The 25,092-nt window shown below is 70.2% G+C and carries 25 protein-coding genes; 21 read left to right on the forward strand and 4 right to left on the reverse strand.

Annotated features, from left to right (window positions below; translation table 11 throughout):
* Positions 1 to 406: 406 nt before the first annotated feature.
* The 19 genes from rho (at position 407) to ACQZOG_RS20670 (ending at position 19,729) form a co-directional block, all read left to right on the forward strand.
* Positions 407 to 2,455, forward strand: coding sequence for a transcription termination factor Rho (gene rho / locus ACQZOG_RS20580; protein WP_033275534.1), 2,049 nt, complete (start codon positions 407 to 409; stop codon positions 2,453 to 2,455).
* A gap of 168 nt (positions 2,456 to 2,623) precedes the next feature.
* Positions 2,624 to 4,399 carry a trypsin-like serine protease gene (locus ACQZOG_RS20585; RefSeq protein ID WP_230229219.1) on the forward strand — a complete coding sequence of 592 codons (1,776 nt, stop codon included), beginning with the start codon at positions 2,624 to 2,626 and terminating at the stop codon, positions 4,397 to 4,399.
* 168 nt (positions 4,400 to 4,567) lie between these two features.
* Positions 4,568 to 4,789 (forward strand): 50S ribosomal protein L31, encoded by a 222-nt coding sequence (gene rpmE, locus ACQZOG_RS20590; protein ID WP_024884511.1) that lies wholly within the window; start codon positions 4,568 to 4,570, stop codon positions 4,787 to 4,789.
* A 108-nt stretch (positions 4,790 to 4,897) separates the two neighbouring features.
* Positions 4,898 to 5,965, forward strand: coding sequence for a peptide chain release factor 1 (prfA, locus tag ACQZOG_RS20595; protein WP_033275532.1), 1,068 nt, complete (start codon positions 4,898 to 4,900; stop codon positions 5,963 to 5,965).
* A 26-nt stretch (positions 5,966 to 5,991) separates the two neighbouring features.
* Positions 5,992 to 6,837 carry a peptide chain release factor N(5)-glutamine methyltransferase gene (prmC, locus tag ACQZOG_RS20600; RefSeq protein ID WP_033275531.1) on the forward strand — a complete coding sequence of 282 codons (846 nt, stop codon included), beginning with the start codon at positions 5,992 to 5,994 and terminating at the stop codon, positions 6,835 to 6,837.
* A gap of 56 nt (positions 6,838 to 6,893) precedes the next feature.
* Positions 6,894 to 7,541, forward strand: a complete 648-nt coding sequence (locus tag ACQZOG_RS20605; protein WP_037641591.1) for an L-threonylcarbamoyladenylate synthase — start codon at positions 6,894 to 6,896, stop codon at positions 7,539 to 7,541.
* Positions 7,538 to 8,218, forward strand: coding sequence for a low molecular weight phosphatase family protein (locus ACQZOG_RS20610; protein WP_033275529.1), 681 nt, complete (start codon positions 7,538 to 7,540; stop codon positions 8,216 to 8,218). Before ACQZOG_RS20605 ends, ACQZOG_RS20610 begins: the two co-directional genes overlap by 4 nt.
* Positions 8,219 to 8,319: 101 nt before the next feature.
* Entirely contained in the window at positions 8,320 to 9,558 is a 1,239-nt protein-coding gene (gene glyA, locus ACQZOG_RS20615; protein WP_430741709.1) for a serine hydroxymethyltransferase, read from the forward strand.
* A gap of 125 nt (positions 9,559 to 9,683) precedes the next feature.
* A complete protein-coding gene (locus tag ACQZOG_RS20620; RefSeq protein WP_058916960.1) occupies positions 9,684 to 11,042 on the forward strand; it encodes an MraY family glycosyltransferase in 1,359 nt (452 codons plus the stop codon).
* 311 nt (positions 11,043 to 11,353) lie between these two features.
* Positions 11,354 to 11,791 (forward strand): hypothetical protein, encoded by a 438-nt coding sequence (locus ACQZOG_RS20625; protein WP_033275526.1) that lies wholly within the window; start codon positions 11,354 to 11,356, stop codon positions 11,789 to 11,791.
* Between the two features lie 225 nt (positions 11,792 to 12,016).
* Entirely contained in the window at positions 12,017 to 12,844 is an 828-nt protein-coding gene (gene atpB / locus ACQZOG_RS20630; protein WP_033275525.1) for a F0F1 ATP synthase subunit A, read from the forward strand.
* Positions 12,845 to 12,918: 74 nt separating this feature from the next.
* Positions 12,919 to 13,152, forward strand: a complete 234-nt coding sequence (atpE, locus tag ACQZOG_RS20635) for an ATP synthase F0 subunit C (protein WP_033275524.1) — start codon at positions 12,919 to 12,921, stop codon at positions 13,150 to 13,152.
* Between the two features lie 39 nt (positions 13,153 to 13,191).
* A complete protein-coding gene (locus ACQZOG_RS20640; protein WP_033275523.1) occupies positions 13,192 to 13,734 on the forward strand; it encodes a F0F1 ATP synthase subunit B in 543 nt (180 codons plus the stop codon).
* Entirely contained in the window at positions 13,731 to 14,546 is an 816-nt protein-coding gene (locus ACQZOG_RS20645; RefSeq protein WP_033275522.1) for a F0F1 ATP synthase subunit delta, read from the forward strand. The genes ACQZOG_RS20640 and ACQZOG_RS20645 overlap by 4 nt, the downstream gene beginning before the upstream one ends.
* A gap of 134 nt (positions 14,547 to 14,680) precedes the next feature.
* Complete coding sequence (gene atpA, locus ACQZOG_RS20650; protein WP_033275521.1) at positions 14,681 to 16,270, forward strand: F0F1 ATP synthase subunit alpha; 1,590 nt, start codon at positions 14,681 to 14,683, stop codon at positions 16,268 to 16,270.
* 21 nt (positions 16,271 to 16,291) lie between these two features.
* Positions 16,292 to 17,209, forward strand: coding sequence for a F0F1 ATP synthase subunit gamma (locus ACQZOG_RS20655; RefSeq protein WP_033275520.1), 918 nt, complete (start codon positions 16,292 to 16,294; stop codon positions 17,207 to 17,209).
* Entirely contained in the window at positions 17,209 to 18,645 is a 1,437-nt protein-coding gene (gene atpD, locus ACQZOG_RS20660; protein WP_033275519.1) for a F0F1 ATP synthase subunit beta, read from the forward strand. The genes ACQZOG_RS20655 and atpD overlap by 1 nt, the downstream gene beginning before the upstream one ends.
* A 131-nt stretch (positions 18,646 to 18,776) precedes the next feature.
* Positions 18,777 to 19,154 carry a F0F1 ATP synthase subunit epsilon gene (locus tag ACQZOG_RS20665; RefSeq protein ID WP_033275518.1) on the forward strand — a complete coding sequence of 126 codons (378 nt, stop codon included), beginning with the start codon at positions 18,777 to 18,779 and terminating at the stop codon, positions 19,152 to 19,154.
* A 128-nt stretch (positions 19,155 to 19,282) separates the two neighbouring features.
* Complete coding sequence (locus tag ACQZOG_RS20670) at positions 19,283 to 19,729, forward strand: DUF2550 domain-containing protein (protein ID WP_033275517.1); 447 nt, start codon at positions 19,283 to 19,285, stop codon at positions 19,727 to 19,729.
* Positions 19,730 to 19,799: 70 nt separating this feature from the next.
* Here the strand turns inward: ACQZOG_RS20670 and ACQZOG_RS20675 are convergent, their stop codons facing one another.
* From ACQZOG_RS20675 to ACQZOG_RS20685, 3 genes are all read right to left on the reverse strand, one after another.
* Positions 19,800 to 21,626, reverse strand: a complete 1,827-nt coding sequence (locus tag ACQZOG_RS20675) for a glycoside hydrolase family 18 chitinase (protein WP_033275516.1) — start codon at positions 21,624 to 21,626, stop codon at positions 19,800 to 19,802.
* Positions 21,627 to 21,767: 141 nt separating this feature from the next.
* Positions 21,768 to 22,409 (reverse strand): response regulator, encoded by a 642-nt coding sequence (locus ACQZOG_RS20680; protein WP_037641605.1) that lies wholly within the window; start codon positions 22,407 to 22,409, stop codon positions 21,768 to 21,770.
* Positions 22,409 to 23,599, reverse strand: coding sequence for a sensor histidine kinase (locus ACQZOG_RS20685; protein ID WP_033275514.1), 1,191 nt, complete (start codon positions 23,597 to 23,599; stop codon positions 22,409 to 22,411). The genes ACQZOG_RS20680 and ACQZOG_RS20685 overlap by 1 nt, the downstream gene beginning before the upstream one ends.
* A gap of 153 nt (positions 23,600 to 23,752) precedes the next feature.
* Between ACQZOG_RS20685 and ACQZOG_RS20690 the strand changes: the two genes are divergently transcribed.
* Positions 23,753 to 24,328, forward strand: coding sequence for a hypothetical protein (locus ACQZOG_RS20690; protein ID WP_033275513.1), 576 nt, complete (start codon positions 23,753 to 23,755; stop codon positions 24,326 to 24,328).
* Positions 24,325 to 24,507: a DUF5708 family protein gene (locus ACQZOG_RS20695; protein WP_033275512.1), complete on the forward strand. Its 183-nt coding sequence runs from the start codon at positions 24,325 to 24,327 to the stop codon at positions 24,505 to 24,507. Before ACQZOG_RS20690 ends, ACQZOG_RS20695 begins: the two co-directional genes overlap by 4 nt.
* A 3-nt stretch (positions 24,508 to 24,510) precedes the next feature.
* Here the strand turns inward: ACQZOG_RS20695 and ACQZOG_RS20700 are convergent, their stop codons facing one another.
* A complete protein-coding gene (locus ACQZOG_RS20700) occupies positions 24,511 to 25,083 on the reverse strand; it encodes a cob(I)yrinic acid a,c-diamide adenosyltransferase (protein WP_033275511.1) in 573 nt (190 codons plus the stop codon).
* Positions 25,084 to 25,092: the final 9 nt, after the last annotated feature.

The raw sequence follows: 25,092 nt of genomic DNA on the forward strand, positions 1-25,092 counted from the left end.
ATTTGGAGAGGGGGAATGTTTGTTGGATCCGGTAGTGTTAACCTCAAGTCTGCACCCGACCCCACCATGGCGAGGTGCCTCGTGTCCCCGTCCGGGACAGACATTCTTCCGGGAGCCCCCCAAGCCGCACTGTGTTCACTGCGACGTACGCGGGCAGTACGTCGTACGCGGACACTGAACGGCCCGCAGGTGGGGGCACCCCCTCTGGGGGAGCTTCGGAATCGGTGCGACCACGCCACGTGACACCGGGTGCCACGGCTCGAGGTAGCGCCATCACCAGATATCTCTTCCGCCGCGCAGGCGGACAACCGCCCCGGCACGGTCCACACATCAGGGAACGATGCCGGACAGCACAACCGGTCGCCGAGCCAGACAGGCCGACGTCCGCTCCAGGGAAGGACCCTTCGTGAGCGACACCACCGATCTGATGGGCGCACGTGTCGAGGAGACCGCTGCCGCGCCCGCCACGGACGCTTCCGCGCCTGCCTCCGGTGCCGGCTCCCGGCGGCGCCGCGGTACCGGCCTCGAGGGCATGGTGCTGGCCGAGCTGCAGCAGGTCGCATCCGGCCTCGGCATCAGGGGCACGGCGCGCATGCGCAAGAGCCAGCTGATCGAGGTCATCAAGGAGGCGCAGGCCGCCGGTGGAGGCACCCCTTCCGGGGACGCCCCGGCCAAGGCCGAGTCCACCGAGACCAAGCCCAAGCGCCGCGCGACCTCCCGCACGCGCACGGGTGACACGGCCGAGAAGGCCGAGAAGAAGACCGAGGCCAAGGACGAGCAGGCGCCCGCCGACAAGGCCGCGGCCCAGCAGCAGATCGACATCCCCGGTCAGCCCTCGCCGAAGGCGTCCGCCGCCGAGCAGGCCGCGGAGGGCGCCCCCGAGCGCCGCCGCCGTCGTGCCACCGCCGACGCGGGCGCCCCGGCCGCCGCGACCGAGACGGTCACGGCCGAGGCGAAGACCGAGACCAAGTCCGACGCCCCGGCTCAGCAGCAGCAGTCGCAGCAGCAGAACCAGCAGGGCGAGGGCAAGTCCGACCACGACGGCGGCGAAGGCCGCCGCCGCGACCGCCGTGAGCGTGGCCGTGACCGCGACCGCGGTGACCGCGGGGACCGTGGCGACCGCCGCAACAAGGGCGACGACCAGCAGCAGAACCAGGGCGGCGGCCGTCAGCAGAACCAGCAGGGCGGCGGGGGCCGTCAGGACGACGGGTACGACGACGACGGAGGCGGCCGCCGTGGCCGTCGCGGCCGCTACCGCGACCGCCGTGGCCGCCGTGGCCGCGACGACGTGCAGGAGCCGCAGATCAACGAGGACGACGTCCTGATCCCGGTCGCGGGCATCCTGGACATCCTCGACAACTACGCCTTCATCCGGACCTCCGGCTACCTGCCCGGCCCGAACGACGTGTACGTCTCCCTCGCCCAGGTCCGCAAGAACGGCCTGCGCAAGGGCGACCACATCACCGGTGCCGTCCGTCAGCCCAAGGAAGGCGAGCGGCGCGAGAAGTTCAACGCGCTGGTCCGCCTGGACTCCGTCAACGGCATGGCGCCCGAACACGGCCGCGGCCGCCCGGAGTTCAACAAGCTGACCCCGCTGTACCCGCAGGACCGGCTCCGTCTGGAGACCGACCCGGGTGTGCTGACCACGCGGATCATCGACCTCGTGTCGCCGATCGGCAAGGGCCAGCGCGGTCTGATCGTGGCCCCGCCGAAGACCGGCAAGACCATGATCATGCAGGCGATCGCCAACGCGATCACGCACAACAACCCCGAGTGCCACCTGATGGTCGTCCTCGTCGACGAGCGTCCGGAAGAGGTCACCGACATGCAGCGGTCGGTGAAGGGCGAGGTCATCTCCTCGACCTTCGACCGCCCGGCCGAGGACCACACCACGGTCGCCGAGCTGGCCATCGAGCGCGCCAAGCGCCTGGTGGAGCTGGGGCACGACGTCGTCGTGCTGCTGGACTCGATCACGCGTCTGGGCCGTGCGTACAACCTGGCCGCCCCGGCCTCCGGCCGCATCCTGTCCGGTGGTGTCGACTCGACCGCCCTGTACCCGCCGAAGCGCTTCTTCGGTGCGGCCCGCAACATCGAGGACGGCGGCTCGCTGACCATCCTCGCCACCGCCCTGGTGGACACCGGGTCCCGCATGGACGAGGTGATCTTCGAGGAGTTCAAGGGCACCGGCAACATGGAGCTCAAGCTCGACCGGAAGCTCGCCGACAAGCGCATCTTCCCCGCGGTGGACGTGGACGCGTCCGGTACGCGTAAGGAAGAGATCCTGCTCGGCAACGAGGAGCTGGCGGTCGTGTGGAAGCTGCGCCGGGTGCTGCACGCGCTCGACCAGCAGCAGGCGATCGAGCTGCTCCTCGACAAGATGAAGCAGACCAAGTCGAACGTCGAGTTCCTGATGCAGATCCAGAAGACGACGCCGACGCCGGGCAACGGCGACTGACGTCACCCGCTTCTCCGGCCCCCGCGGGGGCACGCGAACGGCCGTCCCTTCACGGGACGGCCGTTTTTCGTACACAACTGTCGTCGGACAGGTGTACGATCACGCTGCTTCGAGCTGTCCCTGAACAGGGTGTGACGCTCGAACTCAGCTTCCCGAGGGGGGAATTGCATGGCTATACCCATGTCCGGACCCGGCCGTCGCAGACGCCGGTTCGCCGTGGCCGCGGCCGGTGCCGCCGCGGCCGTCGGAGCGGCGCTGCTGTCGGCGCCGGCGGCCCAGGCGTCGCCCGGGCTGCCCGAGCCGAACGTCACTCCGGCGATGGAGTCACCGTCGCAGTCCGAGCTGATCAGCCGCGTCGTCAAGGCGATGGCGGCGGACGAGGCCGGCCGGGCCAAGGAGAAGGCGTCGCTCAGCGCGAGCGGCAAGGCCGGCTCCGGCATCGACGCGAAGATCATCGGTGGCACCACCACCACGATCTCCGCGGCGCCCTGGATGGCGCAGCTGCACTACTACGACCCGTACACCGACGAGGGCTTCTTCTGCGGTGGCGTCGTCGTCGCGCCGACGAAGATCCTCACCGCCGCGCACTGCGTCAAGGGCTACAACTGGTACCTGAACGGCGCCGTCGTCACGGGCGCCACCCAGCTGCCCTCGGCCGACGGTGACATGCACGGCGGCACCGTCTCCTACGTCTGGCGGCAGTGGAACAACCCGGCGTACAACGCGGCCACCATCGACAACGACATCGCGCTGCTCACGCTGCCGAAGCCGGTGAAGGCCACGCCGCTGCGCATGACGACCGCGGGCGACACCGCGTCGTACGCGGCCGGAACCAACGCCCGGGTCTACGGGTGGGGGCGCACCAGCTCCACCAACAACGAGATCTCCGACTACCTGAAGACGGCGACGCTGCCGATCCAGTCGGACGCCACCTGCGGCGCCTACTGGGGCAGCGACTATGTCCGCGGTCACATGGTCTGCGCGGGCGCGCCGGCCACCGGCAGCGACGCCGGCACTACCACCGCCTGCAACGGCGACTCCGGTGGTCCGCTGGTGGTCAACAACCGGATCGTGGGCGTCGTCTCCTGGGGCATCAAGGACTGCGTGGAGAAGGGCGCCTTCGGCGTCTTCACGAAGGTGACGAACTACGTCGGCGTCACCTACCCGCGCATCGACGACACCGACATCAACGGCGACCACCGCGCCGACCTGTGGGCCCGCAAGAAGTCCACGGGTGTCGGTTACTCCCGGAACTCGCTGAGCTCCAAGTTCGCCGCCCAGGAGGAGTGGGGGGACTGGAGGGGCGTCAACGTCGTCCTCCAGACCGACCTCGACCGTGACGGCTACCAGGACCTCGTCTACCGCGCCACGGACGGGTCCCTGTACTGGGCGCACTACGTGATCTCCAGCGAGAGCTGGGCCACCAAGCGGCTCAGCACCGGCTGGAAGTCCGTCCGCCAGATCGTCACCCCCGGTGACGTGACCGGCGACTACGTGCCCGACCTGCTGATGGTGGACTCGGCGGGCGTGCTGTGGACCTACCCGGGCAAGGGCAACGGCACCTTCTCCACCCGTCTGAAGACGGGCACGGGCTGGGCCGGGTTCGACGTCCTGCGCGGCCACGGCGACTTCACCGGCGACGGCCGGGCCGACCTGGTGGCCCGCGTCCGCAGCACCGGCGACCTGTACCTGTACAAGGGCACGGGCAAGGCCGGCGCCGGCTCCTTCACGGGCCGCACCAAGCTGGCCACGTGGAAGAGCACCACGTACAACGCCGTCGTCACCGTCGGTGACGTCAGCGGCGACGGCAAGGCGGACCTGCTGGCCCGCACGCCGAGCGGCACCCTGTACGCGTACCGGGGCACCGGCCGCAACGCGGCGCCGTTCTTCTCGACGCGCGTCTCCATGGGCACCGGCTACCAGAACTACGACCTGCTGGGCTGAGCACGACGCCGTCCGCGAGGACGCAGGGGTGGCCCCGGGAATGATCCCGGGGCCACCCCCGTTTTGGGAGACGGCGCCAGTCCTGGCAGACTGGTACGTCGGCCCCGGTTCACGCTCCCGCATCCCGCGGGCGGCGACCCGGCGCCCTCCCGAAACCTAGGAGACACCTTGAAGCGCGACATCCACCCCGAGTACGTCGAGACGCAGGTCAGCTGCACCTGTGGCGCGTCGTTCACCACCCGCAGCACGATCACCGGCGGCAACATCCGCGCCGAGGTCTGCTCCGAGTGCCACCCGTTCTACACGGGCAAGCAGAAGATCCTCGACACCGGTGGCCGTGTGGCCCGCTTCGAGGCCCGCTTCGGCAAGGCTGCCGGCTCCAAGAAGTAGCGAGCACCGATTCGCCGGTCCACGGCCGCGTCCCCGCCCGGGGGCAGGCCGGGACCGGCGTTTTTGGTCGCCCGCCCTTCACCCCCGTACCAGCAGCAGGAGCCCACCATGTTCGAGGCCGTCGAGGAACTCGTCGCCGAGCACGCCGACCTGGAGAAGAAGCTCGCCGACCCGTCGGTCCACGCCGACCAGGCCAACGCGCGCAAGCTGAACAAGCGCTACGCCGAACTCACCCCGATCGTCGCCACGTACCGCTCCTGGAAGCAGACCGGTGACGACATCGAGGCCGCGCGCGAACTGGCCGCCGACGACCCGGACTTCGCCGCCGAGGTCAAGGACCTCGAGCAGCAGCGCGAGGAACTCACCGAGAAGCTGCGGCTGCTGCTGGTCCCGCGCGACCCCAGCGACGACAAGGACGTCATCCTCGAGATCAAGGCGGGCGCCGGCGGCGACGAGTCCGCCCTGTTCGCGGGCGACCTGCTGCGCATGTACCTGCGCTACGCCGAGCGCGTCGGCTGGAAGACCGAGATCATCGACGCCACCGAGTCCGAGCTGGGCGGCTACAAGGACGTCCAGGTCGCGGTGAAGACCCGCGGGCAGACCGAGCCCGGCCAGGGCGTGTGGGCCCGGCTGAAGTACGAGGGCGGCGTGCACCGCGTGCAGCGCGTGCCGGCCACCGAGTCGCAGGGCCGCATCCACACCTCCGCCGCGGGCGTCCTGGTGACCCCGGAGGCCGAGGAGGTCGACGTGGAGATCAACCCCAACGACCTGCGCATCGACGTCTACCGCTCCTCGGGCCCCGGCGGACAGTCGGTCAACACCACCGACTCCGCCGTGCGCATCACGCACCTCCCGACCGGCGTCGTCGCCTCCTGCCAGAACGAGAAGAGCCAGCTGCAGAACAAGGAGCAGGCCCTGCGTATCCTGCGCTCCAGGCTCCTCGCCATGGCCCAGGAGGAGGCGGAGCGCGAGGCCGCCGACGCCCGCCGCAGCCAGGTCCGCACCGTCGACCGCTCCGAGAAGATCCGGACGTACAACTATCCGGAGAACCGCATCTCGGACCACCGCGTCGGCTTCAAGGCGTACAACCTGGACCAGGTCCTGGACGGCGACCTCGACGCGGTGATCCAGGCCTGCGTCGACGCGGACTCGGCCGCCAAGCTCGCCGCCGCCTAAGCACCCGAAGACAGTCCGGAGGACCAGTGAACCTGCTGCTCGCCGAGGTGGCCCAGGCCACCCAGCGGCTCGCCGACGCGGGCGTGCCCTCGCCGCGCACCGACGCGGAGGAGCTCGCCGCGTTCGTGCACGGCGTCAAGCGCGGCGAGCTGCACACGGTCAAGGACGCCGACTTCGACGCCCGGTACTGGGAGGTCGTCGCCCGCCGCGAGGCCCGCGAGCCGCTCCAGCACATCACCGGACGGGCGTACTTCCGCTACCTGGAGCTCCAGGTGGGCCCCGGAGTCTTCGTGCCCCGCCCGGAGACCGAGTCGGTGGTCGGCTGGGCCATAGACGCGGTGCGCGCCATGGACGTGGTCGAGCCGTGCATCGTCGACCTGTGCACCGGCTCCGGCGCGATCGCCCTCGCGCTCGCCCAGGAGGTGCCCCGGTCCCGTGTGTACGCCGTGGAGCTGTCCGAGGACGCCCTCAGGTGGACCCGCAGGAACATGGAGGGGTCCAGGGTCGAACTGCGTCAGGGGGACGCCCTGACGGCCTTCCCGGACCTCGACGGCCAGGTCGACCTGGTGGTCTCCAACCCGCCGTACATCCCGCTCACCGAGTGGGAGTACGTCGCCCCCGAGGCCCGCGACTACGACCCCGAGCTGGCCCTGTTCTCCGGCGAGGACGGCCTCGAACTGATCCGCGGCCTGGAGCGCACCGCGCACCGGCTGCTGCGCCCCGGCGGCGTGGTCGTCGTCGAGCACGCCGACACCCAGGGCGGGCAGGTGCCGTGGATCTTCGCCGAGGACCGCGGCTGGACCGACGCGGCCGACCACCCCGATCTGAACAACCGCCCGCGGTTCGCCACCGCACGCAAGGCGCTGCCGTGACCGGCACGGCGCATACTTCTTCCCCCCAGCAGCACCCGTACGAGGAGGCCCGCTAGATGGCTCGGCGATACGACACCAACGACGCGACCGACCGCACGACCGGTCTGCGCGAGGCCGCGTCCGCCGTGCGCCGGGGCGAGCTCGTGGTGCTGCCGACGGACACCGTGTACGGCATCGGCGCCGACGCCTTCACCTCGGACGCCGTCGCCGACCTGCTCCGCGCCAAGGGCCGCGGCCGCAACATGCCCACGCCCGTCCTCATCGGCTCCCCGAACACCCTGCACGGCCTGGTCACGGACTTCTCCGAGATGGCCTGGGAGCTGGTCGACGCCTTCTGGCCGGGCGCGCTGACGCTGGTCGCCCGCCACCAGCCGTCCCTCCAGTGGGACCTCGGCGACACCCGCGGCACGGTCGCGGTGCGCATGCCGCTGCACCCGGTCGCCATCGAGCTGCTCACCGAGGTCGGCCCGATGGCCGTGTCCTCCGCCAACCTCACCGGCCACCCGGCGCCGGAGAACTGCGACGCCGCGCAGGAGATGCTCGGCGACTCCGTCTCCGTGTACCTGGACGGCGGTCCCACCCCGGGCAACGTGCCGTCCTCCATCGTCGACGTCAGCCGCCCGGTGCCCGTTCTGCTGCGCGAGGGCGCGCTCCCGGCCGACGAGCTGCGCAAGGTGGTACCCGATCTCGAGGTGGCGAATTGACGGCCCCTGAGGCGGGGCGTGGCATAGGCAGCGGGGAACGGCCCGCGGAGATCACCACCACCTTCGTAGGGCTCCCGCGCGACACCTTCCGGATCCTCCACGTCAGCACCGGAAACGTGTGCCGCTCGCCCATCACCGAGCGGCTGACCCGGCATTTCGTGCACCAGCGCCTGGGCGTCCTCGGCGGCGGGCTGATCGTCGAGAGCGCCGGCACCTGGGGCCACGAGGGCGCCCCGATGGAGGCGCACGCGGAGACCGTCCTCGCGGAGTACGGCGCGGACGTTTCCGGCTTCACCGGCCGGGAGCTGCTCGACGAGCACGTCATCCGCGCCGACCTCGTGCTGACCGCGACCCGCGACCACCGCGCCCAGGTCATCTCGATGGGCCACTCGGCGGGGCTGCGCACCTTCACGCTGAAGGAGTTCACCCGCCTGGTGAACGCGATCGACCCGGCCACCCTGCCGCCGCTGGAGGACGGCCTGGTCATGCGCGCCCGCGCCCTGGTCCGCGCGGCCGCCGCGCTGCGCGGCTGGCTGCTGGCGCCCACGGCCGAGGCCGACGAGGTGCATGACCCGTACGGCGCTCCGCTGACCTTCTTCCGGTCCATCGGCGACGAGATACACCAGGCGCTGGACCCCGTGGTCACGGCGCTGACCGGAGTGCCCGCGCGGACCTGAGCGCCCCGCGACGCCCGCGGGACGGTTGCGGGAACTCGGGCGTACCGGGACGGGCGGGCCTACATTGGTCGTACGTCAGTGCCGACGTCCGGGAGTCCACCATGACGGTCACCCCTGCGCGCGAGGCCGATGTCCTGCGCCGCCAGGACCCCGAGCTCGCCGAGGTGCTGCTCGGGGAGCGCGAGCGGCAGGCGACCACGCTCCAGCTGATCGCCGCCGAGAACTTCACGTCGCCCGCGGTGCTGGCCGCCCTGGGCTCGCCGCTGGCCAACAAGTACGCCGAGGGCTACCCGGGCAACCGGCACCACGGCGGCTGCGAGATCGTCGACGTGGCCGAGCGGCTCGCCGTGGACCGCGCCAAGGCGCTGTTCGGCGCCGAACACGCCAACGTCCAGGCGCACTCCGGCTCCTCGGCGGTGCTCGCCGCCTACGCCGCCCTGCTGCGCCCCGGCGACACCGTCCTCGCGCTCGGTCTGCCCTACGGCGGCCACCTCACCCACGGCTCGCCGGTCAACTTCTCCGGCCGCTGGTTCGACTTTGCCGGCTACGGGGTGGACGCGGAGAGCGGCCTGATCGACCACGAGCAGGTCCGCACCCTGGCCCGCGCCCACCGCCCCAAGGCGATCGTGTGCGGCTCCATCTCCTACCCGCGCCACATCGACTACGCCTTCTTCCGCGAGGTCGCCGACGACGTGGGCGCCTACCTGATCGCGGACGCGGCGCACCCCATGGGCCTGATCGCCGGGGGAGCGGCGCCCAGCCCGGTGCCGTACGCGGACGTCGTCTGCGCGACCACGCACAAGGTGCTGCGGGGGCCGCGCGGCGGAATGCTGCTGTGCGGCGCCGAGCTGGCCGAGCGGGTGGACCGGGCGGTGTTCCCCTTCACGCAGGGCGGGGCGCAGATGCACACCATCGCCGCCAAGGCGGTCGCCTTCGGGGAGGCGGCCACCCCGGCCTTCGCCGCGTACGCCCACCAGGTGGTGGGCAACGCGCGGGCGCTGGCCGCCGCGCTCGCCGCCGAGGGGCTGACCGTCACCACCGGGGGGACCGACACCCATCTGATCACCGTCGACCCGGCCCCGCTCGGTGTCGACGGGCGCACCGCACGCGGCCTGCTGGCGGCGGCGGGCATGGTCCTCGACTGCTGTGCGCTGCCGCACGACGACGACCGGGGGCTGCGGCTGGGCACCGCGGCCGTGACCACGCAGGGCATGGGTACCCGGGAGATGACGCTGGTCGCCGGGATACTGGCGAGCGTGCTGCGGGGCGGCACGGACGCGGCACGGGCCCGGGAGGACGTCCGCGACCTGGTGGCGGCCTTCCCGCCGTACCCGGGCTGAGCCGTTCCCGGCCGCTTCGCGGGCCGGTCCGTGCAACCATCGTCACCACCCGGCAGTCCCCACTCGTATCCGCCCCTCGCTAGGGTGTGGGGCTGTGAAGGCCAGCGAGATCTGTGGGGAAGCCCGTGCGTGAATACCTGCTGACGCTCTGCATCACGGCCGCGGTGACGTACCTCCTGACGGGACCGGTGCGGAAGTTCGCGATCGTGGCGGGGGCGATGCCGGAGATCCGGGCACGTGACGTGCACCGGGAGCCCACTCCGCGGCTCGGCGGGATCGCGATGTTCTTCGGCCTGTGCGCGGGTCTGCTGGTCGCCGACCACCTGACGAACCTCAACACGCTCTTCGAGAAGTCCAACGAACCGCGGGCGCTGCTCTCCGGGGCCGCGCTGATCTGGCTGATCGGCGTCCTGGACGACAAGTTCGAGATCGACGCGCTGATCAAGCTGGGCGGGCAGATGATCGCCGCCGGCGTGATGGTCATGCAGGGTCTGACGATCCTGTGGCTGCCGATCCCCGGTGTCGGCTCGGTCGCGCTCACCCAGTGGCAGGGCACGCTCCTCACCGTCGCGCTGGTGGTCATCACGATCAACGCGGTCAACTTCGTGGACGGCCTGGACGGTCTCGCGGCCGGCATGGTGTGCATCGCGGCGGCGGCGTTCTTCCTGTACGCCTACCGCATCTGGTACTCGTACGGCATCGAGGCGGCCGCCCCGGCGACGCTGTTCGCGGCGATCCTGATGGGCATGTGCCTGGGCTTCCTGCCGCACAACATGCATCCGGCGCGGATCTTCATGGGCGACTCCGGCTCGATGCTCATCGGGCTGGTGCTGGCGGCCGGCGCGATCTCCGTGACCGGGCAGGTGGACCCGGACGCCCTGAAGCTGTTCGCCGGTTCGGAGAAGGAGGCCGTGCACCAGACGGTGCCGGTGTACATCCCGCTGCTGCTGCCGCTGACCATCATCGCGGTGCCGGCCGCCGACCTGATCCTGGCGATCGTGCGGCGCACCTGGCGCGGGCAGTCGCCGTTCGCCGCGGACCGGGGGCATCTGCACCACCGCCTGCTGGAGATCGGGCACTCGCACAGCAGGGCGGTGCTGATCATGTACTTCTGGTCGGCGCTGATCGCCTTCGGCGCCCTGGCGTACTCGGTGAACTCGGCGTCGATGTGGATCGTGCTGAGTGTGGTCTTCCTCTCGACGATCGGCCTGTTGCTGCTTCTGATGCCGCGCTTCACCCCGCGCGCCCCGCGCTGGGCGGAGGCGTTCGTGCCGCCGCGCTACCGGCGCGGGAGCGCGGCGGAGGCCGCCGACGTACCGGAGGCCGCCGACACCGCCGCGGAAGCGGGCGCACAGGCCGTGGAGGGGCCCCAGGAGGCCGCCGCGGGGGACCGCACGCCGGTGGCGGCCGGTGTCTCCGGCGTCAACGGCGCGAGCGCCGTGGGACCCCGCGCACGCCTGGCCGACCGATCACGGTCAAGGTAAGAATTCGACTAGAGCATTGCCAAGTCGTGGGGGACCGATGGGGCGGAGTTGGGTGCACCAACCGCCCCAATATCAGACATAGGGGTCCGGTGCGCGCTCAGACGCGCAGGTTCACCCTCATGTGTGATACCGCGCACACGATTCAGGTAAAGACTGCATCAAATAGTTTGTGATACCGTTCACGAGTCCCCGGAAAGAGCCGACGAGCCGCCCTCTGACGGCTCACCGGTGCGGTGAAATCGCACCCGGCCCGGGGGTTTACGCTCGTCCATGACGACACCACGCCCCCTGTGAATTGCGGAGTTGCCGCCATGCCGTCCAATGACGCCCGGATTCTGGCCCAGGCCGCCGTGCCCACGGCTGCCGTCGGAGCCGTTGCCGCGCTCGTCAGTGGTCTGACGGTCGGTGGCAAGGGAGCGATCGGCGCGGTCGTCGCCACCGTCGTGGTGATCCTGTTCATGGGCATGGGCCTCTACGTCCTGCAGCGCACCGCCAAATCACTCCCTCACCTGTTCCAGGCGATGGGGCTGATGCTCTACGCGGCGCAGATCCTGCTGCTGTTCGTCTTCCTGGCCGTGTTCAAGAACACCACGCTGTTCCACCCCAAGGCCTTCGCGATCACGCTGCTCGCCGGCACCCTCGCCTGGATCGCGGCGCAGACGCGGGCCCACATGAAGTCCAAGATTCTCTACGTCGAACCCGAGTCGACGACGGACACGAAGTCCGAAAAATCGGGGCACTCGTCGTGACGGGTAGGGCCGGGATAAAGAGGCATGTACAACCCTGCTATCGTCCGGTGCCAACTGCGGCATCGCGGGCGCGGGCATCCCAGCTGACGCCTGCTCAATCGCGAGGCGAGATGCCCCCCAGCCGCCCCCACATCCGTAACACCAGTCCCGTGCCGAACCGCGGCTCAGCGCCGCGCCGACACAACGAGGTTGCCGTACCTATGCGCCACGCTGAAGGAGCCCGCGGTGAGTGCTGACCCGACGCAGGTGCTCGCCTTCGACACCAACTGCCACCTCTTCGACGGGTGTGGCTTCGCGGAAGTGTCTCCGGGCCTGCACTCGTTCCTGTTCCAGCCCCTGTGGGGCGACGGAGACAGCAACCTGTACTTCAACAAGACGATGCTGCTGGCGCTGCTCGGCTCGGTGATCATCATCGGCTTCTTCTGGGCCGCCTTCCGCCGTCCGCAGGTCGTCCCCGGCAAGCTCCAGATGGTCGCGGAGGCGGGTTACGACTTCATCCGCCGCGGCGTCGTCTACGAGACGATCGGCAAGAAGGAGGGCGAGAAGTACGTTCCGTTCGTCGTCTCCCTCTTCTTCTTCGTCTGGATGCTGAACCTCTGGTCGATCATCCCGGTCGCCCAGTTCCCGGTCACGTCGATCATCTCGTACCCGCTGGTCCTCGCCCTGGTCGTCTACGTCACCTGGGTCGTGCTGACCTTCAAGCGACAGGGCTTCGTCGGCTTCTGGAAGAACGTCACCGGCTACGACAAGTCGCTCGGCCCGGTGCTGCCGCTGGCCATGCTGATCGAGCTCTTCTCGAACCTGCTGATCCGGCCGTTCACCCACGCCGTGCGACTCTTCGCGAACATGTTCGCGGGCCACACCCTGCTGCTGCTGTTCACCATCGCCACCTGGTACATGCTGAACGGCATCGGCATCGCCTACGCGGGTGTCTCCTTCGTCATGGTCGTCGTGATGACCGCCTTCGAGCTGTTCATCCAGGCCCTTCAGGCGTACGTGTTCGTGCTGCTCACCTGCACGTACATCCAGGGCGCCATGGCTGAACACCACTGAGCCCTCTGCCCTCCACCTCTCAGATCGTCCGGTGGCCAACCCCCACCGGTCCGTAAAGAAAAGGAAGAACTGGCATGTCCCAGACCCTTGCCGCTGTTACCGGCTCGCTCGGCTCCATCGGTTACGGCCTCGCCGCGATCGGCCCGGGCGTCGGCGTCGGCATCATCTTCGGTAACGGCACCCAGGCGCTGGCCCGTCAGCCCGAGGCCGCCGGCCTGATCCGTGCCAACCAGATCCTCGGCTTCGCCTTCTGTGAGGCGCTCGCCCTGATCGGTCTGGTTATGCCGTTCGTCTACGGCTACAACTAAACCGCCCCGGGACCAGCCGACTAGACGAAAGGCACTCACATGAGCAACCTGCTCATCGCGGCGAGCGAGGGGGAGAACCCCCTCGTCCCGCCGATCCCCGAGCTCGTCATCGGCCTGATCGCCTTCGCCATCGTCTTCGGCTTCCTCGCCAAGAAGCTCCTCCCGAACATCAACAAGGTTCTGGAAGAGCGCCGCGAGGCCATCGAGGGCGGTATCGAGAAGGCCGAGGCCGCCCAGACCGAGGCACAGAGCGTTCTGGAGCAGTACAAGGCCCAGCTCGCCGAGGCCCGGCACGAGGCCGCGCGTCTGCGCCAGGAGGCGCAGGAGCAGGGCGCCGCGCTCATCGCCGAGATGCGTGCGGAAGGCCAGCGCCAGCGCGAGGAGATCGTCGCCGCCGGTCACGCCCAGATCGAGGCCGACCGCAAGGCCGCCGCGTCCGCGCTGCGGCAGGACGTCGGCAAGCTCGCCACCGAACTGGCCGGCAAGCTCGTCGGCGAGTCCCTCGAGGACCACGCCCGGCAGAGCCGCGTGATCGACCGCTTCCTCGACGAGCTCGACCAGAAGGCAGAGGCCGCACGATGAACGGAGCGAGCCGCGAGGCCCTGGCAGCCGCACGTGAGCGTCTCGACGCGCTGACGGACTCCACGTCCGTGGACGCGGCCGCGCTCGCCGACGAGCTGGCCGCCGTCACCGCGCTGCTCGACCGCGAGGTGTCGCTGCGTCGGGTCCTCACCGACCCGGCGCAGGCCGGTGAGGCCAAGGCCGACCTGGCACGGCGTCTGCTCGGCTCGCAGGTCAGCGGTACCACCGCCGACCTGGTGGCCGGCCTGGTGCGCTCCCGCTGGTCGCAGTCCCGCGACCTGGTGGACGCACTGGAGGAGCTGGCGAACACCGCCGACCTCACCGCCGCCCAGAAGGCCGGTGCGCTCGACGACGTCGAGGACGAGATGTTCCGGTTCGGCCGGATCGTCTCCTCCAGCACCGAACTGCGCGCCGCGCTCACCAACCGCAGCGCGCCCGCCGCCTCCAAGAGCCAGCTGCTGCGCAGCCTGCTCGGGGGCAGGGCGAACGCGGCCACCGAGCGTCTGGTGACGCGCCTCGTGACCGCGCCGCGTGGACGTAGCCTGGAGTCGGGACTCGAGTCCCTGTCCAAGCTCGCCGCCGAGCGCCGGGACCGCATGGTGGCCGTCGTCACCTCCGCGGTGCCGCTCAGCGACCAGCAGAAGCAGCGCCTGGGCGACGCCCTGGCGAAGCTCTACGGCCGCCGGATGCACCTCAACCTCGATGTCGACCCCCAGGTCGTCGGCGGGATGCGGGTGCAGGTCGGTGACGAGGTCATCAACGGCTCCCTGGCGGACCGGCTCGAGGACGCGGGCCGCCGCCTGGCGGGCTGAGCACCACATTCTTAATAGGCAGTACGTACTTACGGCCCTGGTTGGGCCGTGCAGAGGATTCACCTCCTGTAGGGGGGAGTCCCCATCCCCCCCAAGTGAAACTTCGGGCCCAACAAGGAGAGCAGGGAACTCAGATGGCGGAGCTCACGATCCGGCCGGAGGAGATCCGGGACGCGCTGGAGAACTTCGTCCAGTCGTACAAGCCGGACGCGGCCTCGCGCGAGGAGGTCGGTACGGTCACCCTGGCCGGCGACGGCATCGCGAAGGTCGAGGGCCTGCCCTCGGCCATGGCCAACGAGCTGCTGAAGTTCGAGGACGGCACCCTCGGCCTCGCCCTCAACCTCGAGGAGCGAGAGATCGGTGCCATCGTCCTCGGTGAGTTCAGCGGCATCGAGGAGGGCCAGCCGGTCACCCGCACCGGCGAGGTGCTGTCCGTCGCCGTCGGCGAGGGCTACCTCGGCCGTGTGGTCGACCCGCTCGGCAACCCGATCGACGGCCTCGGCGAGATCGAGACCGAGGGCCGCCGCGCCCTCGAACTGCAGGCCCCCACGGTCATGCAGCGCAAGTCGGTGCACGAGCCGATGGAGACGGGCTACAAGGCCGTCGACGCCATGACCCCGATCGGCCGTGGTCAGCGTCAGCTGATCATCGGCGACCGCCAGACCGGCAAGACCGCGCTGGCCGTCGACACGATCATCAACCAGCGTGACAACTGGCGCTCGGGCGACCCGAAGAAGCAGGTCCGCTGCATCTACGTCGCCATCGGCCAGAAGGGCTCCACCATCGCGTCGGTCCGCCGCGCGCTGGAGGAGAACGGCGCGCTGGAGTACACGACCATCGTCGCCGCCCCGGCGTCCGACCCGGCCGGCTTCAAGTACCTGGCGCCGTACACCGGCTCGGCCATCGGCCAGCAGTGGATGTACGAGGGCAAGCACGTCCTGATCATCTTCGACGACCTGTCGAAGCAGGCCGACGCCTACCGCGCCGTGTCGCTGCTGCTGCGCCGCCCGCCGGGCCGCGAGGCCTACCCGGGTGACGTCTTCTACCTGCACTCCCGTCTGCTGGAGCGCTGCGCGAAGCTCTCCGACGACATGGGCGCCGGCTCGATGACCGGTCTGCCGATCGTCGAGACGAAGGCCAACGACGTCTCGGCGTTCATCCCGACCAACGTCATCTCCATCACCGACGGCCAGTGCTTCCTGGAGTCGGACCTCTTCAACGCCGGTCAGCGCCCCGCGCTGAACGTCGGTATCTCCGTCTCCCGAGTCGGTGGTTCCGCCCAGCACAAGGCGATGAAGCAGGTCTCCGGCCGTCTGCGCGTGGACCTCGCCCAGTTCCGTGAGCTGGAGGCGTTCGCCGCCTTCGGTTCCGACCTGGACGCGGCCTCCAAGGCGCAGCTGGAGCGCGGTCAGCGCATGGTCGAGCTGCTGAAGCAGGACCAGTACCAGCCGATGTCGACCGAGGACCAGGTCGTCTCCGTCTGGGCCGGCACCACCGGCAAGATGGACGACGTTCCGGTCGCGGACATCCGTCGCTTCGAGAAGGAGCTCCTGGAGTACCTGCACCGCAAGGAGCAGGGCCTCATGACCTCCATCCGCGAGGGCGGCAAGATGTCGGACGACACCCTGCAGGCCGTGGCCGACGCGATCGCCGACTTCAAGAAGCAGTTCGAGACGAGCGACGGCAAGCTGCTCGGCGAGGACGCCCCGTCCGCCGCCAAGTGACGTAAGGAAGGGACCTGACTCATGGGAGCTCAGCTCCGGGTCTACAAGCGTCGCATCCGATCCGTCACCGCGACCAAGAAGATCACCAAGGCGATGGAGATGATCGCCGCCTCGCGCGTCGTCAAGGCGCAGCGCAAGGTGGCGGCCTCCACGCCGTACGCGCAGGAACTCACCCGCGCGGTCACGGCGGTCGGAACCGGGTCGAACACCAAGCACCCGCTCACCACGGAGGCGGACAACCCGACCCGTGCCGCGGTCCTGCTCCTCACGAGCGACCGCGGCCTGGCCGGCGCCTTCAACGCCAACGCCATCAAGGCGGCGGAGCAGCTGACCGAGCGCCTCGAGCGCGAGGGCAAGCAGGTCGACACGTACATCGTCGGCCGGCGCGGTGTGGCCCACTACAACTTCCGTGAGCGCACGATCGCGGAGACGTTCACCGGCTTCACCGACGAGCCCTCGTACGCGGACGCCAAGAAGGTCGCGGCGCCGCTGATCGAGGCCATCCAGTCGGAGACGGCGGACGGCGGCGTGGACGAACTCCACATCGTCTACACCGAGTTCGTGTCGATGATGACGCAGACGGCGGTCGGCTCCCAGCTGCTGCCGCTGCGCCTCGAGGACACGGCCACGGAGACCGCCGGCAAGGGCGAGATCCTTCCGCTGTACGACTTCGAGCCCTCGGCGGAGGACGTCCTCGACGCGCTGCTGCCGCGGTACGTGGAGAGCCGGATCTACAACGCGCTGCTCCAGTCGGCCGCTTCGAAGCACGCCGCCACGCGGCGCGCGATGAAGTCGGCCACCGACAACGCGGGCGAGCTGATCAACACGCTCTCCCGTCTTGCCAACGCGGCCCGCCAGGCCGAAATCACCCAGGAAATCAGCGAGATCGTCGGTGGCGCCAGTGCCCTGGCCGACGCGACCGCGGGGAGTGACAACTAATGACCACCACTGTTGAGACCGCGACGGCTACGGGCCGCGTCGCCCGGGTCATCGGCCCGGTCGTCGACGTGGAGTTCCCCGTCGACGCCATGCCGGACATCTACAACGCCCTGCACGTCCAGGTCGCCGACCCGGCCAAGGAGGGCGAGCTCAAGACGCTGACCCTCGAGGTCGCGCAGCACCTCGGTGACGGCCTGGTGCGCACCATCTCCATGCAGCCCACCGACGGTCTGGTCCGCCAGGCCCCGGTGACCGACACGGGCTCCTCCATCTCCGTGCCGGTCGGCGACTTCACCACCGGCAAGGTGTTCAACACCCTCGGTGAGGTGCTGAACGTCGACGAGGAGTACACGGGCGAGCGCTGGCCGATCCACCGCAAGGCGCCGAACTTCGACGAGCTCGAGTCGAAGACCGAGATGTTCGAGACCGGCGTCAAGGTCATCGACCTGCTGACCCCGTACGTCAAGGGCGGCAAGATCGGTCTGTTCGGCGGCGCCGGCGTCGGCAAGACGGTGCTCATCCAGGAGATGATCTACCGCGTCGCCAACAACCACGACGGTGTGTCGGTGTTCGCCGGTGTCGGTGAGCGCACCCGTGAGGGCAACGACCTCATCGACGAGATGAGCGAGTCGGGCGTCATCGACAAGACCGCGCTCGTCTTCGGCCAGATGGACGAGCCCCCGGGCACCCGTCTGCGCGTGGCCCTGGCCGGTCTGACCATGGCGGAGTACTTCCGCGATGTGCAGAAGCAGGACGTGCTGTTCTTCATCGACAACATCTTCCGCTTCACCCAGGCCGGTTCCGAGGTGTCGACCCTGCTCGGCCGTATGCCCTCCGCGGTGGGCTACCAGCCGAACCTGGCCGACGAGATGGGTCTCCTCCAGGAGCGCATCACCTCGACCCGTGGTCACTCGATCACCTCGATGCAGGCGATCTACGTCCCCGCGGACGACCTGACCGACCCGGCCCCGGCCACCACCTTCGCCCACCTCGACGCGACGACGGTGCTCTCCCGTCCGATCTCGGAGAAGGGCATCTACCCGGCCGTGGACCCGCTGGACTCGACGTCCCGGATCCTGGACCCGCGCTACATCGCGCAGGACCACTACAACGCGGCCATGCGCGTGAAGAACATCCTGCAGAAGTACAAGGACCTGCAGGACATCATCGCGATCCTCGGTATCGACGAGCTCGGCGAGGAGGACAAGCTCGTCGTCCACCGTGCCCGTCGCGTGGAGCGCTTCCTGTCCCAGAACACCCACGTCGCCAAGCAGTTCACCGGCGTCGACGGGTCGGACGTCCCGCTGGACGAGTCGATCGCGGCCTTCAACGCGATCTGCGACGGCGAGTACGACCACTTCCCGGAGCAGGCGTTCTTCATGTGCGGTGGCATCGAGGACCTGAAGAAGAACGCGAAGGAGCTGGGCGTCTCCTGACCCCCGCGCTCTGAAGTGAGCCGAACGGCTCACCCTTGAGGGGGCGGGCACGTCCCGCCCCCTCTGCCACGCCCACTAGACTTGTAACCAACACCCGGCACTACCGCCGGGTGGTGACCCGAGGAGCCACCTTGGCTGCTGAGCTGCACGTCGCGCTGGTCGCGGCCGACCGAGAGGTCTGGTCCGGCGAGGCCACCCTGGTCGTCGCGCGCACCACGTCCGGCGACATCGGCGTCATGCCCGGTCACCAGCCGCTGCTCGGTGTGCTGGAGTCGGGCCCGGTGACCATCCGCACGCCCGAGGGCGGGACGGTCGTCGCCGCGGTGCACGGCGGATTCATCTCGTTCGCGGACGACAAGCTGTCGCTGCTGGCCGAGATCGCCGAGCTGTCGGACGAGATCGACGTCCAGCGCGTGGAGCAGGAGCTCGCCCGCGCGAAGGCGGAGGACGACGCCGAGGCCCAGCGTGCCGCGGACGTCCGTCTGCGGGCGGCGACGGCGGGGCGCTGATCCCGGCGCGGTGAGATGACGTCACTCAGCCGCGGCCGGCACCGGAGCGATCCGGAGCCGGTCGCGGCTGAGGCAGATCTGGATGATTTTTCCGTTCCGTTACCTAGGAGACGAGGAGGTCGGTGCCGATGGTCCTCGCTCTGACTGTGTGCGGAATTGTCGTGGCCCTCGTGGTGGTGGGCCTCTTCGTCTTCGGCCTGCGGCGCCGGCTCATCCAGCGTTCGGGTGGCACCTTCGACTGCAGCCTGCGCTGGGACGCGCCCGAGAAGGGCGACTCCGGCGGCAAGGGCTGGGCGTACGGGGTGGCACGCTACAACGGCGACCGGGTCGAGTGGTTCCGGGTCTTCTCCTACGCCCCCCGTCCCCGCCGCGTTCTGGAGCGCTCCGCCATCGAGGTGGCCGGCCGCCGCGTCCCGGAGGGCGAGGAGGAGCTGGCGCTGCTGTCCGACGCGGTGATCCTCGCCTGTCTCCACCGGGGCACGCGTCTGGAGCTCGCGATGAGCGAGGACGCGCTGACCGGCTTCCTCGCCTGGCTGGAGGCGGCCCCTCCGGGGCAGAGGGTGAACGTCGCCTGATCTGCCACTGACACACATCGCCCCTCCACCCGGCCGGGAGGAGGGGCGAAGTGCTTGTGCGGGGTGCGCGTTACTTCAGGCCGGCGTCGACGGCGGAGGCCAGCTCACCGTTGGCGGTGTCGCCGCTGAACTCCCAGTAGAAGGCGCCGCCCAGGCCCTGGGACTTGGCCCACGCCATCTTGGAGTTGATGGTGGCGGGGGTGTCGTAGGACCACCAGTTGCTGCCGCAGTGGGCGTACGCGGTGCCGGCGACCGTGCCGGTGGCCGGGCAGCTGTTCTTGAGGACCTTGTAGTCCTCGATGCCCGCCTCGTAGGTGCCGGGCGCGGCCCCCGTCGCCGTGCCGCCGGGGGCGGACTGGGTGACGCCGGTCCAGCCGCGGCCGTAGAAGCCGATGCCGAGCAGCAGCTTCTTGGAGGGCACGCCCTTGGCCTTCAGCTTGGCGATGGCGTCGGCCGAGTTGAAGCCGGCCTGAGGGATGCCCGGGTACGACGTCAGCGGCGAGTGCGGGGCCGTCGGACCCTGCGCGTTGAAGGCGCCGAAGTAGTCGTACGTCATCACGTTGTACCAGTCGAGGTACTGGGCGGCGCCGCCGTAGTCGGCCGCGTCGATCTTGCCGCCGTTGGAGCCGTCCGCCGTGATGGCCGCGGTGACCAGGTAGTTCGGGCCGAACTCGGCGCGCAGTGCCTGCATCAGGGTGCGGAAGGCCGCCGGACCGCTGGTGTCACAGGTGAGACCGCAGGCGTTCGGGTACTCCCAGTCGATGTCGATGCCGTCGAAGACGTCGGCCCAGCGCGGGTCCTCCACGACCTGCTTGCAGGAGCGGGCGAACGCGGCGGCGTTCTGCGCGGCCTGGCCGAAGCCGCCGGAGTAGGTCCAGCCGCCGAACGAGTACAGCACCTTGATGTGCGGGTACTTGGCCTTCAGCTGGCGGAGCTGGTTGAAGTTGCCGCGCAGCGGCTGGTCCCAGGTGTCGGCCTGTCCGCTGACGGACTGGTCGGCGGTGTACGCCTTGTCGTAGGCGGCGAAGGTGTCGTCGACCGTGCACTGGCCGTTCTTCACGTTGCCGAAGGCGTAGTTGATGTGGGTGATCTTCGAGGCGGTGCCCGAGGTCACCAGGTTCTTGACGTGGTAGTTGCGGCCGTAGACGCCCCACTCGGTGAAGTAGCCGAGCTTGACCTTGTCGCCCGTGGGCGGCTCGGTGGAGCCTCCGCCGGTGGTGCGCACCGCGCGGGCGCCGCTGACCGGGCCGAGCTGGTCGGCGGTGTCGCGGGCCTGGACGGAGTACGAGTAGTCGGTGCCGGCGGTGAGACCGGTGTCGGTGTACGAGGTGGTGGTCACGGTGGCGACCTTGGCGCCGTCGCGCAGCACGTCGTAGTTCTTGACGCCCTTGTCGTCGGTGGCCGCGCTCCAGGACAGCTTCACCGAGGTGTTGGTGACGTCCGAGGCGGACGGGGTGCCGGGGGCGCTCGGCGGGTTGTCACCGGGGTTGGTGGAGCCGCCGTCGCAGCTGCCGCCGTTGAGCTTGCAGTTGGCGGGGGAGCCGGAGCCGGAGCCGTTGAAGCCGAAGCTGACGGAGGCGCCGGGGGCGAGGGTGCCGTTCCAGGACTTGTTCTTCGCGGTCCAGTGGGTGCCGGAGGAGGTGACGTCGGCGTCCCAGGCGGAGGTGACCGAGGTGCCGGCGGGGAAGTCCCACTCGACGGTCCAGGAGCTGAGGCTGGTGGTGCCGGTGTTCTTGACGGTCCACTTGCCCTCGAAGCCGGAGCCCCAGTCCTGGGTCTTGACGTAGGTCGCGGTCGCCGACGTCGCCGCCTGGGCGGGGTTCGCGAGGCCGACGAGGCCGGCGAAGGGGAGCACGAGGGTCGCGATTCCGGCCGCGACTCTGTGTCTGAAGCGCATGCCGCGCCTCCTTCTGGGGGATGGGGGCACGACTGAGCCTTCGTGCCCACGGTGCGGCGAGAATAGAAAGGTCTGGACCACGGGTCAATAGGTCTGGACCACTGTGCGCGACTCTTTCGTCTTTAAACCTTCACGGCGTCTTCAGATCCCCAACTCCTGCGCCAGAACCGCCGCTTGAACCCGGCTGCGCAGCTCCAGCTTCCCCAGCAGCCGGCTGACGTGCGTCTTCACCGTCGCCTCCGCCATGTGCAGGCGCTCCGCGATGGCGGCGTTGGACAGCCCCTCCCCGAGGCACGACAGCACCTCCCGCTCCCGCCGGGTGAGCGCGTCCAGCACCGACGGGTCCGCCGTCACCGGCCGGGCGGGTTTCGCGGCGAACTCGGCGATCAGCCGCCGCGTCACCGCCGGGGCGACGATCCCCTCGCCGCCCGCCACCGTGCGCACCGCCGCGATCAGGTCCTTCGCCTCGGTGTTCTTCAGCAGGAACCCCGCTGCCCCGGCCCGCAGCGCCCCGAACACGTACTCGTCCAGGTCGAACGTGGTCAGCACCAGCACGTCCGCGAGGTTCTCCCCGACCACCTTCCGGGTCGCCGACACCCCGTCCAGGCGCGGCATCTGCACGTCCATCAGCACCACGTCCGGGCGCAGCTCCCGGGCCAGCGCCACCGCCTGCTCGCCGTCCGCCGCCTCGCCCACCACCTCGACGTCCGGCGCGCTGCGCAGGATCAGCACCAGTCCCGCGCGCACGGCGGACTGGTCCTCGGCGACCAGGACCCGGATCATCACGCTTCTCCTTGCTCGACGTCGGTGACCGGAAGGGTGGCACGCACCACCCACAGCTTGCCCTCGGGGCCGTCTTCCGGGCCCGCCTCGAAGGAACCGTCCAGCAGGGCCGTCCGCTCGCGCATCCCGACCAGGCCGGCGCCCGAGCCGGGCGCGCGCGGGCCGTCGCGGTGGCCGTGGGGACTGGTCACCCGGATCTCCAGGGCGTCGGCCGAGCGGCGCAGGGACACGCCGACCCGCCCGGGCGACGCGTGCTTGAGCGCGTTGGTCAGCGACTCCTGCACGATCCGGTACGCGGCCAGCTCCACCGGCGCGGGGACGGCGCCGGGCTCGGCGTCCAGGGCGACGTCGAGGCCGTTGGCGCGGGCGTTGTCGACCAGCCCGCCGAGCCCGTCGAGGGTCGGAACGGCGGCCGGCTCCCGGTCGTCGGCGCCGTCGCGCAGGATGCCGATGAGCCGTCGCATTTCGGACAGACCTTGGACGCTGTTCTCCCGGATCACGGCGAGCGCGTCCTTCGAGGTCGCCGGGTCGTCCAGGGAGAGCGCGGCGGTGGAGTGGATGGCGATCGCGGAGAGGTGGTTGGCGACCAGGTCGTGCAACTCCCGGGCCATGCGCGAGCGTTCCGCGGTGACCGCCTGGACCCGGTCCATCTCCGCCAGCAGCGCCGTCTGTTCGGCCTGGAGACGGGCGGCGTCGGCGGCGTCCCGGTGGTTGCGCACGATCAGACCGGTCGACGCGGGCGCGAAGGTCACCGCGCCGACCACCAGACCGATCAGCAGCGCCTCGGGCTCCCGCCACGCCGCGTACGGCACCAGCGTCCCGGCCAGCGTCAGCACCCCGGTGATCCACGGCAGCCGGCGGGCGGTCGCGGGGGAGCCGTAGACCACGGCGGCGTACATCAGGTCGGTGTACATCACGATCGTCGCGATGCTGCCCTGTGTCATGACGTCCGCGGTCAGCGCCAGCGTGCCGACGGCCAGCGCGGTGCGCGGGGCGGTGCGCCGCAGCAGTTCGCAGCATGCCGTCACGCCGAGCGGCACCAGCAGCGCCCACCGGCTGCCGAACAGCACGATCGGGTCGCTGTCCGGCCGCACGCCCAGCCCGAACGCCCACAGCAGCAGCCCGCCCACGAGGCCGGCGAGCGCGACGGCCACGTCGAAGCGGGGTGGGCGGAGGGGTCGTACGGCCATGGATCCCATCCAACACGGTGCGCGCGGCCTGTGCCTGATCCCCGAGGCCGGTCCTGCGCTGCATCTTTCGATGTACCGCGGATTCGTCGGCGGCGACGACGCGCGCGCCCGGTGCGCGCGGAAGCCTGGAGGGGTGACCGAGAGGAGCGAACCGTGATCGTCGCCTTGATCATCGCCTGCGAGATCGGGTTCTGGGTGCTGCTGGCGGCCGGGCTGGGCTTCCGCTACCTGCTGCGGATGCCGCGCACCGGCCTGGCGCTGCTGCTGTGCGAGCCGGTGCTGGAGGTCGTGCTGCTCGTCGCCACCGCGTGGGACCTGAGGAACGGCGCCGAGCCGGACTGGGCCCACGGGCTCGCCGCGCTCTACATCGGCTACACCGTCGGCCACGGACACCGCACCGTGCAGTGGCTCGACGGACACGCGGCGCACCGCCTCGACGGCCGCCCCCTGGTGCGGCCGCCCCGCTACGGCCTGGCCCGCGCCCGGCACGAGACCAAGGTCTGGCTGGGCACGCTGACCGGCGCCGTCGTCGCGACCGCGCTGCTCCAGCTCGCCATCTGGTACGTGGGCGACCCGAGCCGGGTCACCTCCCTGGAGTCCTGGCGCACCACCGCCTGGAAGGCGGCCGGCATCCACGGCCTGATCGCCCTCACCTACTGGCTGTGGCCCAAGAAGGCGCCGGCGGACGACGCCGGGCGGGGCGCCGGCCGCGAGCGGGTGGGCCGGTGAGGCGGGCGGCCGAGCACTGCGCCACGGGCGCCGGCACGGTGCTCGGCGGCCTCGCCCTGTGGCGCTGGACCCAGGAGGTGGAGCTGCCGGTGATCTCGCTGCCCACGGCGGGCGTCGTGCTCATGTTCCTGGGCGGCGCCGAGATCCTCCTGGGGCTGTACCGGGCGGTGCGCCGCTAGGTGTCAGCGTTCGCCGCCCGGTACCCACAGGACGTCGCCCGTCTCCTTGTTGGCGATGCGGGCCAGGATGAAGAGCAGGTCCGACAGGCGGTTGAGGTAGGTCGCCGTGAGCGGGTTCATCGTCTCGCCGTGCGCGTCCAGCGCGGCCCAGGTCGAGCGCTCCGCCCGGCGCACCACCGTGCACGCCTGGTGCAGCAGGGCCGCGCCCGGCGTGCCGCCCGGCAGGATGAACGAGCGCAGCTTCTCCAGCTGCTCGTTGAAGCGGTCGCAGTCCGCCTCGAGCCGGTCGACGTAGAACTGCTCGACCCGCAGCGGCGGGTACTTCGGGTCCTCCACCACCGGGGTCGACAGGTCGGCGCCCACGTCGAACAGGTCGTTCTGCACACGGGTGAGGACCGCGACCACCTCGTCCGGGAGATCGCCCAGCGCGATCGCCGTGCCGATCACCGCGTTGGCCTCGTTGGAGTCGGCGTAGGCGGAGATCCGCAGATCGGTCTTGGCGACCCGGCTCATGTCCCCGAGGTGCGTGGTGCCCTTGTCGCCGGTCCGCGTGTAGATGCGTGTCAGGTTGACCATGAGGTCAGC

The organism is Streptomyces sp. P13-3-3 (assembly GCF_050571355.1).
Classification (GTDB): Bacteria; Actinomycetota; Actinomycetes; order Streptomycetales; family Streptomycetaceae; genus Streptomyces; species Streptomyces althioticus.

Coding starts and splice junctions, on each gene's coding strand:
- ACQZOG_RS20585 (WP_230229219.1), top strand. CDS start 2,624: ATGGCTATACCCATGTCCGGACCCGGCCGTCGCAGACGCCGGTTCGCC.
- prfA (WP_033275532.1), top strand. CDS start 4,898: ATGTTCGAGGCCGTCGAGGAACTCGTCGCCGAGCACGCCGACCTGGAG.
- ACQZOG_RS20605 (WP_037641591.1), top strand. CDS start 6,894: ATGGCTCGGCGATACGACACCAACGACGCGACCGACCGCACGACCGGT.
- glyA (WP_430741709.1), top strand. CDS start 8,320: ATGACGGTCACCCCTGCGCGCGAGGCCGATGTCCTGCGCCGCCAGGAC.
- ACQZOG_RS20625 (WP_033275526.1), top strand. CDS start 11,354: ATGCCGTCCAATGACGCCCGGATTCTGGCCCAGGCCGCCGTGCCCACG.
- atpE (WP_033275524.1), top strand. CDS start 12,919: ATGTCCCAGACCCTTGCCGCTGTTACCGGCTCGCTCGGCTCCATCGGT.
- ACQZOG_RS20640 (WP_033275523.1), top strand. CDS start 13,192: ATGAGCAACCTGCTCATCGCGGCGAGCGAGGGGGAGAACCCCCTCGTC.
- ACQZOG_RS20645 (WP_033275522.1), top strand. CDS start 13,731: ATGAACGGAGCGAGCCGCGAGGCCCTGGCAGCCGCACGTGAGCGTCTC.
- atpA (WP_033275521.1), top strand. CDS start 14,681: ATGGCGGAGCTCACGATCCGGCCGGAGGAGATCCGGGACGCGCTGGAG.
- ACQZOG_RS20655 (WP_033275520.1), top strand. CDS start 16,292: ATGGGAGCTCAGCTCCGGGTCTACAAGCGTCGCATCCGATCCGTCACC.
- atpD (WP_033275519.1), top strand. CDS start 17,209: ATGACCACCACTGTTGAGACCGCGACGGCTACGGGCCGCGTCGCCCGG.
- ACQZOG_RS20670 (WP_033275517.1), top strand. CDS start 19,283: ATGGTCCTCGCTCTGACTGTGTGCGGAATTGTCGTGGCCCTCGTGGTG.
- ACQZOG_RS20675 (WP_033275516.1), bottom strand. CDS start 21,626: ATGCGCTTCAGACACAGAGTCGCGGCCGGAATCGCGACCCTCGTGCTC.
- ACQZOG_RS20680 (WP_037641605.1), bottom strand. CDS start 22,409: ATGATCCGGGTCCTGGTCGCCGAGGACCAGTCCGCCGTGCGCGCGGGA.
- ACQZOG_RS20685 (WP_033275514.1), bottom strand. CDS start 23,599: ATGGCCGTACGACCCCTCCGCCCACCCCGCTTCGACGTGGCCGTCGCG.
- ACQZOG_RS20700 (WP_033275511.1), bottom strand. CDS start 25,083: ATGGTCAACCTGACACGCATCTACACGCGGACCGGCGACAAGGGCACC.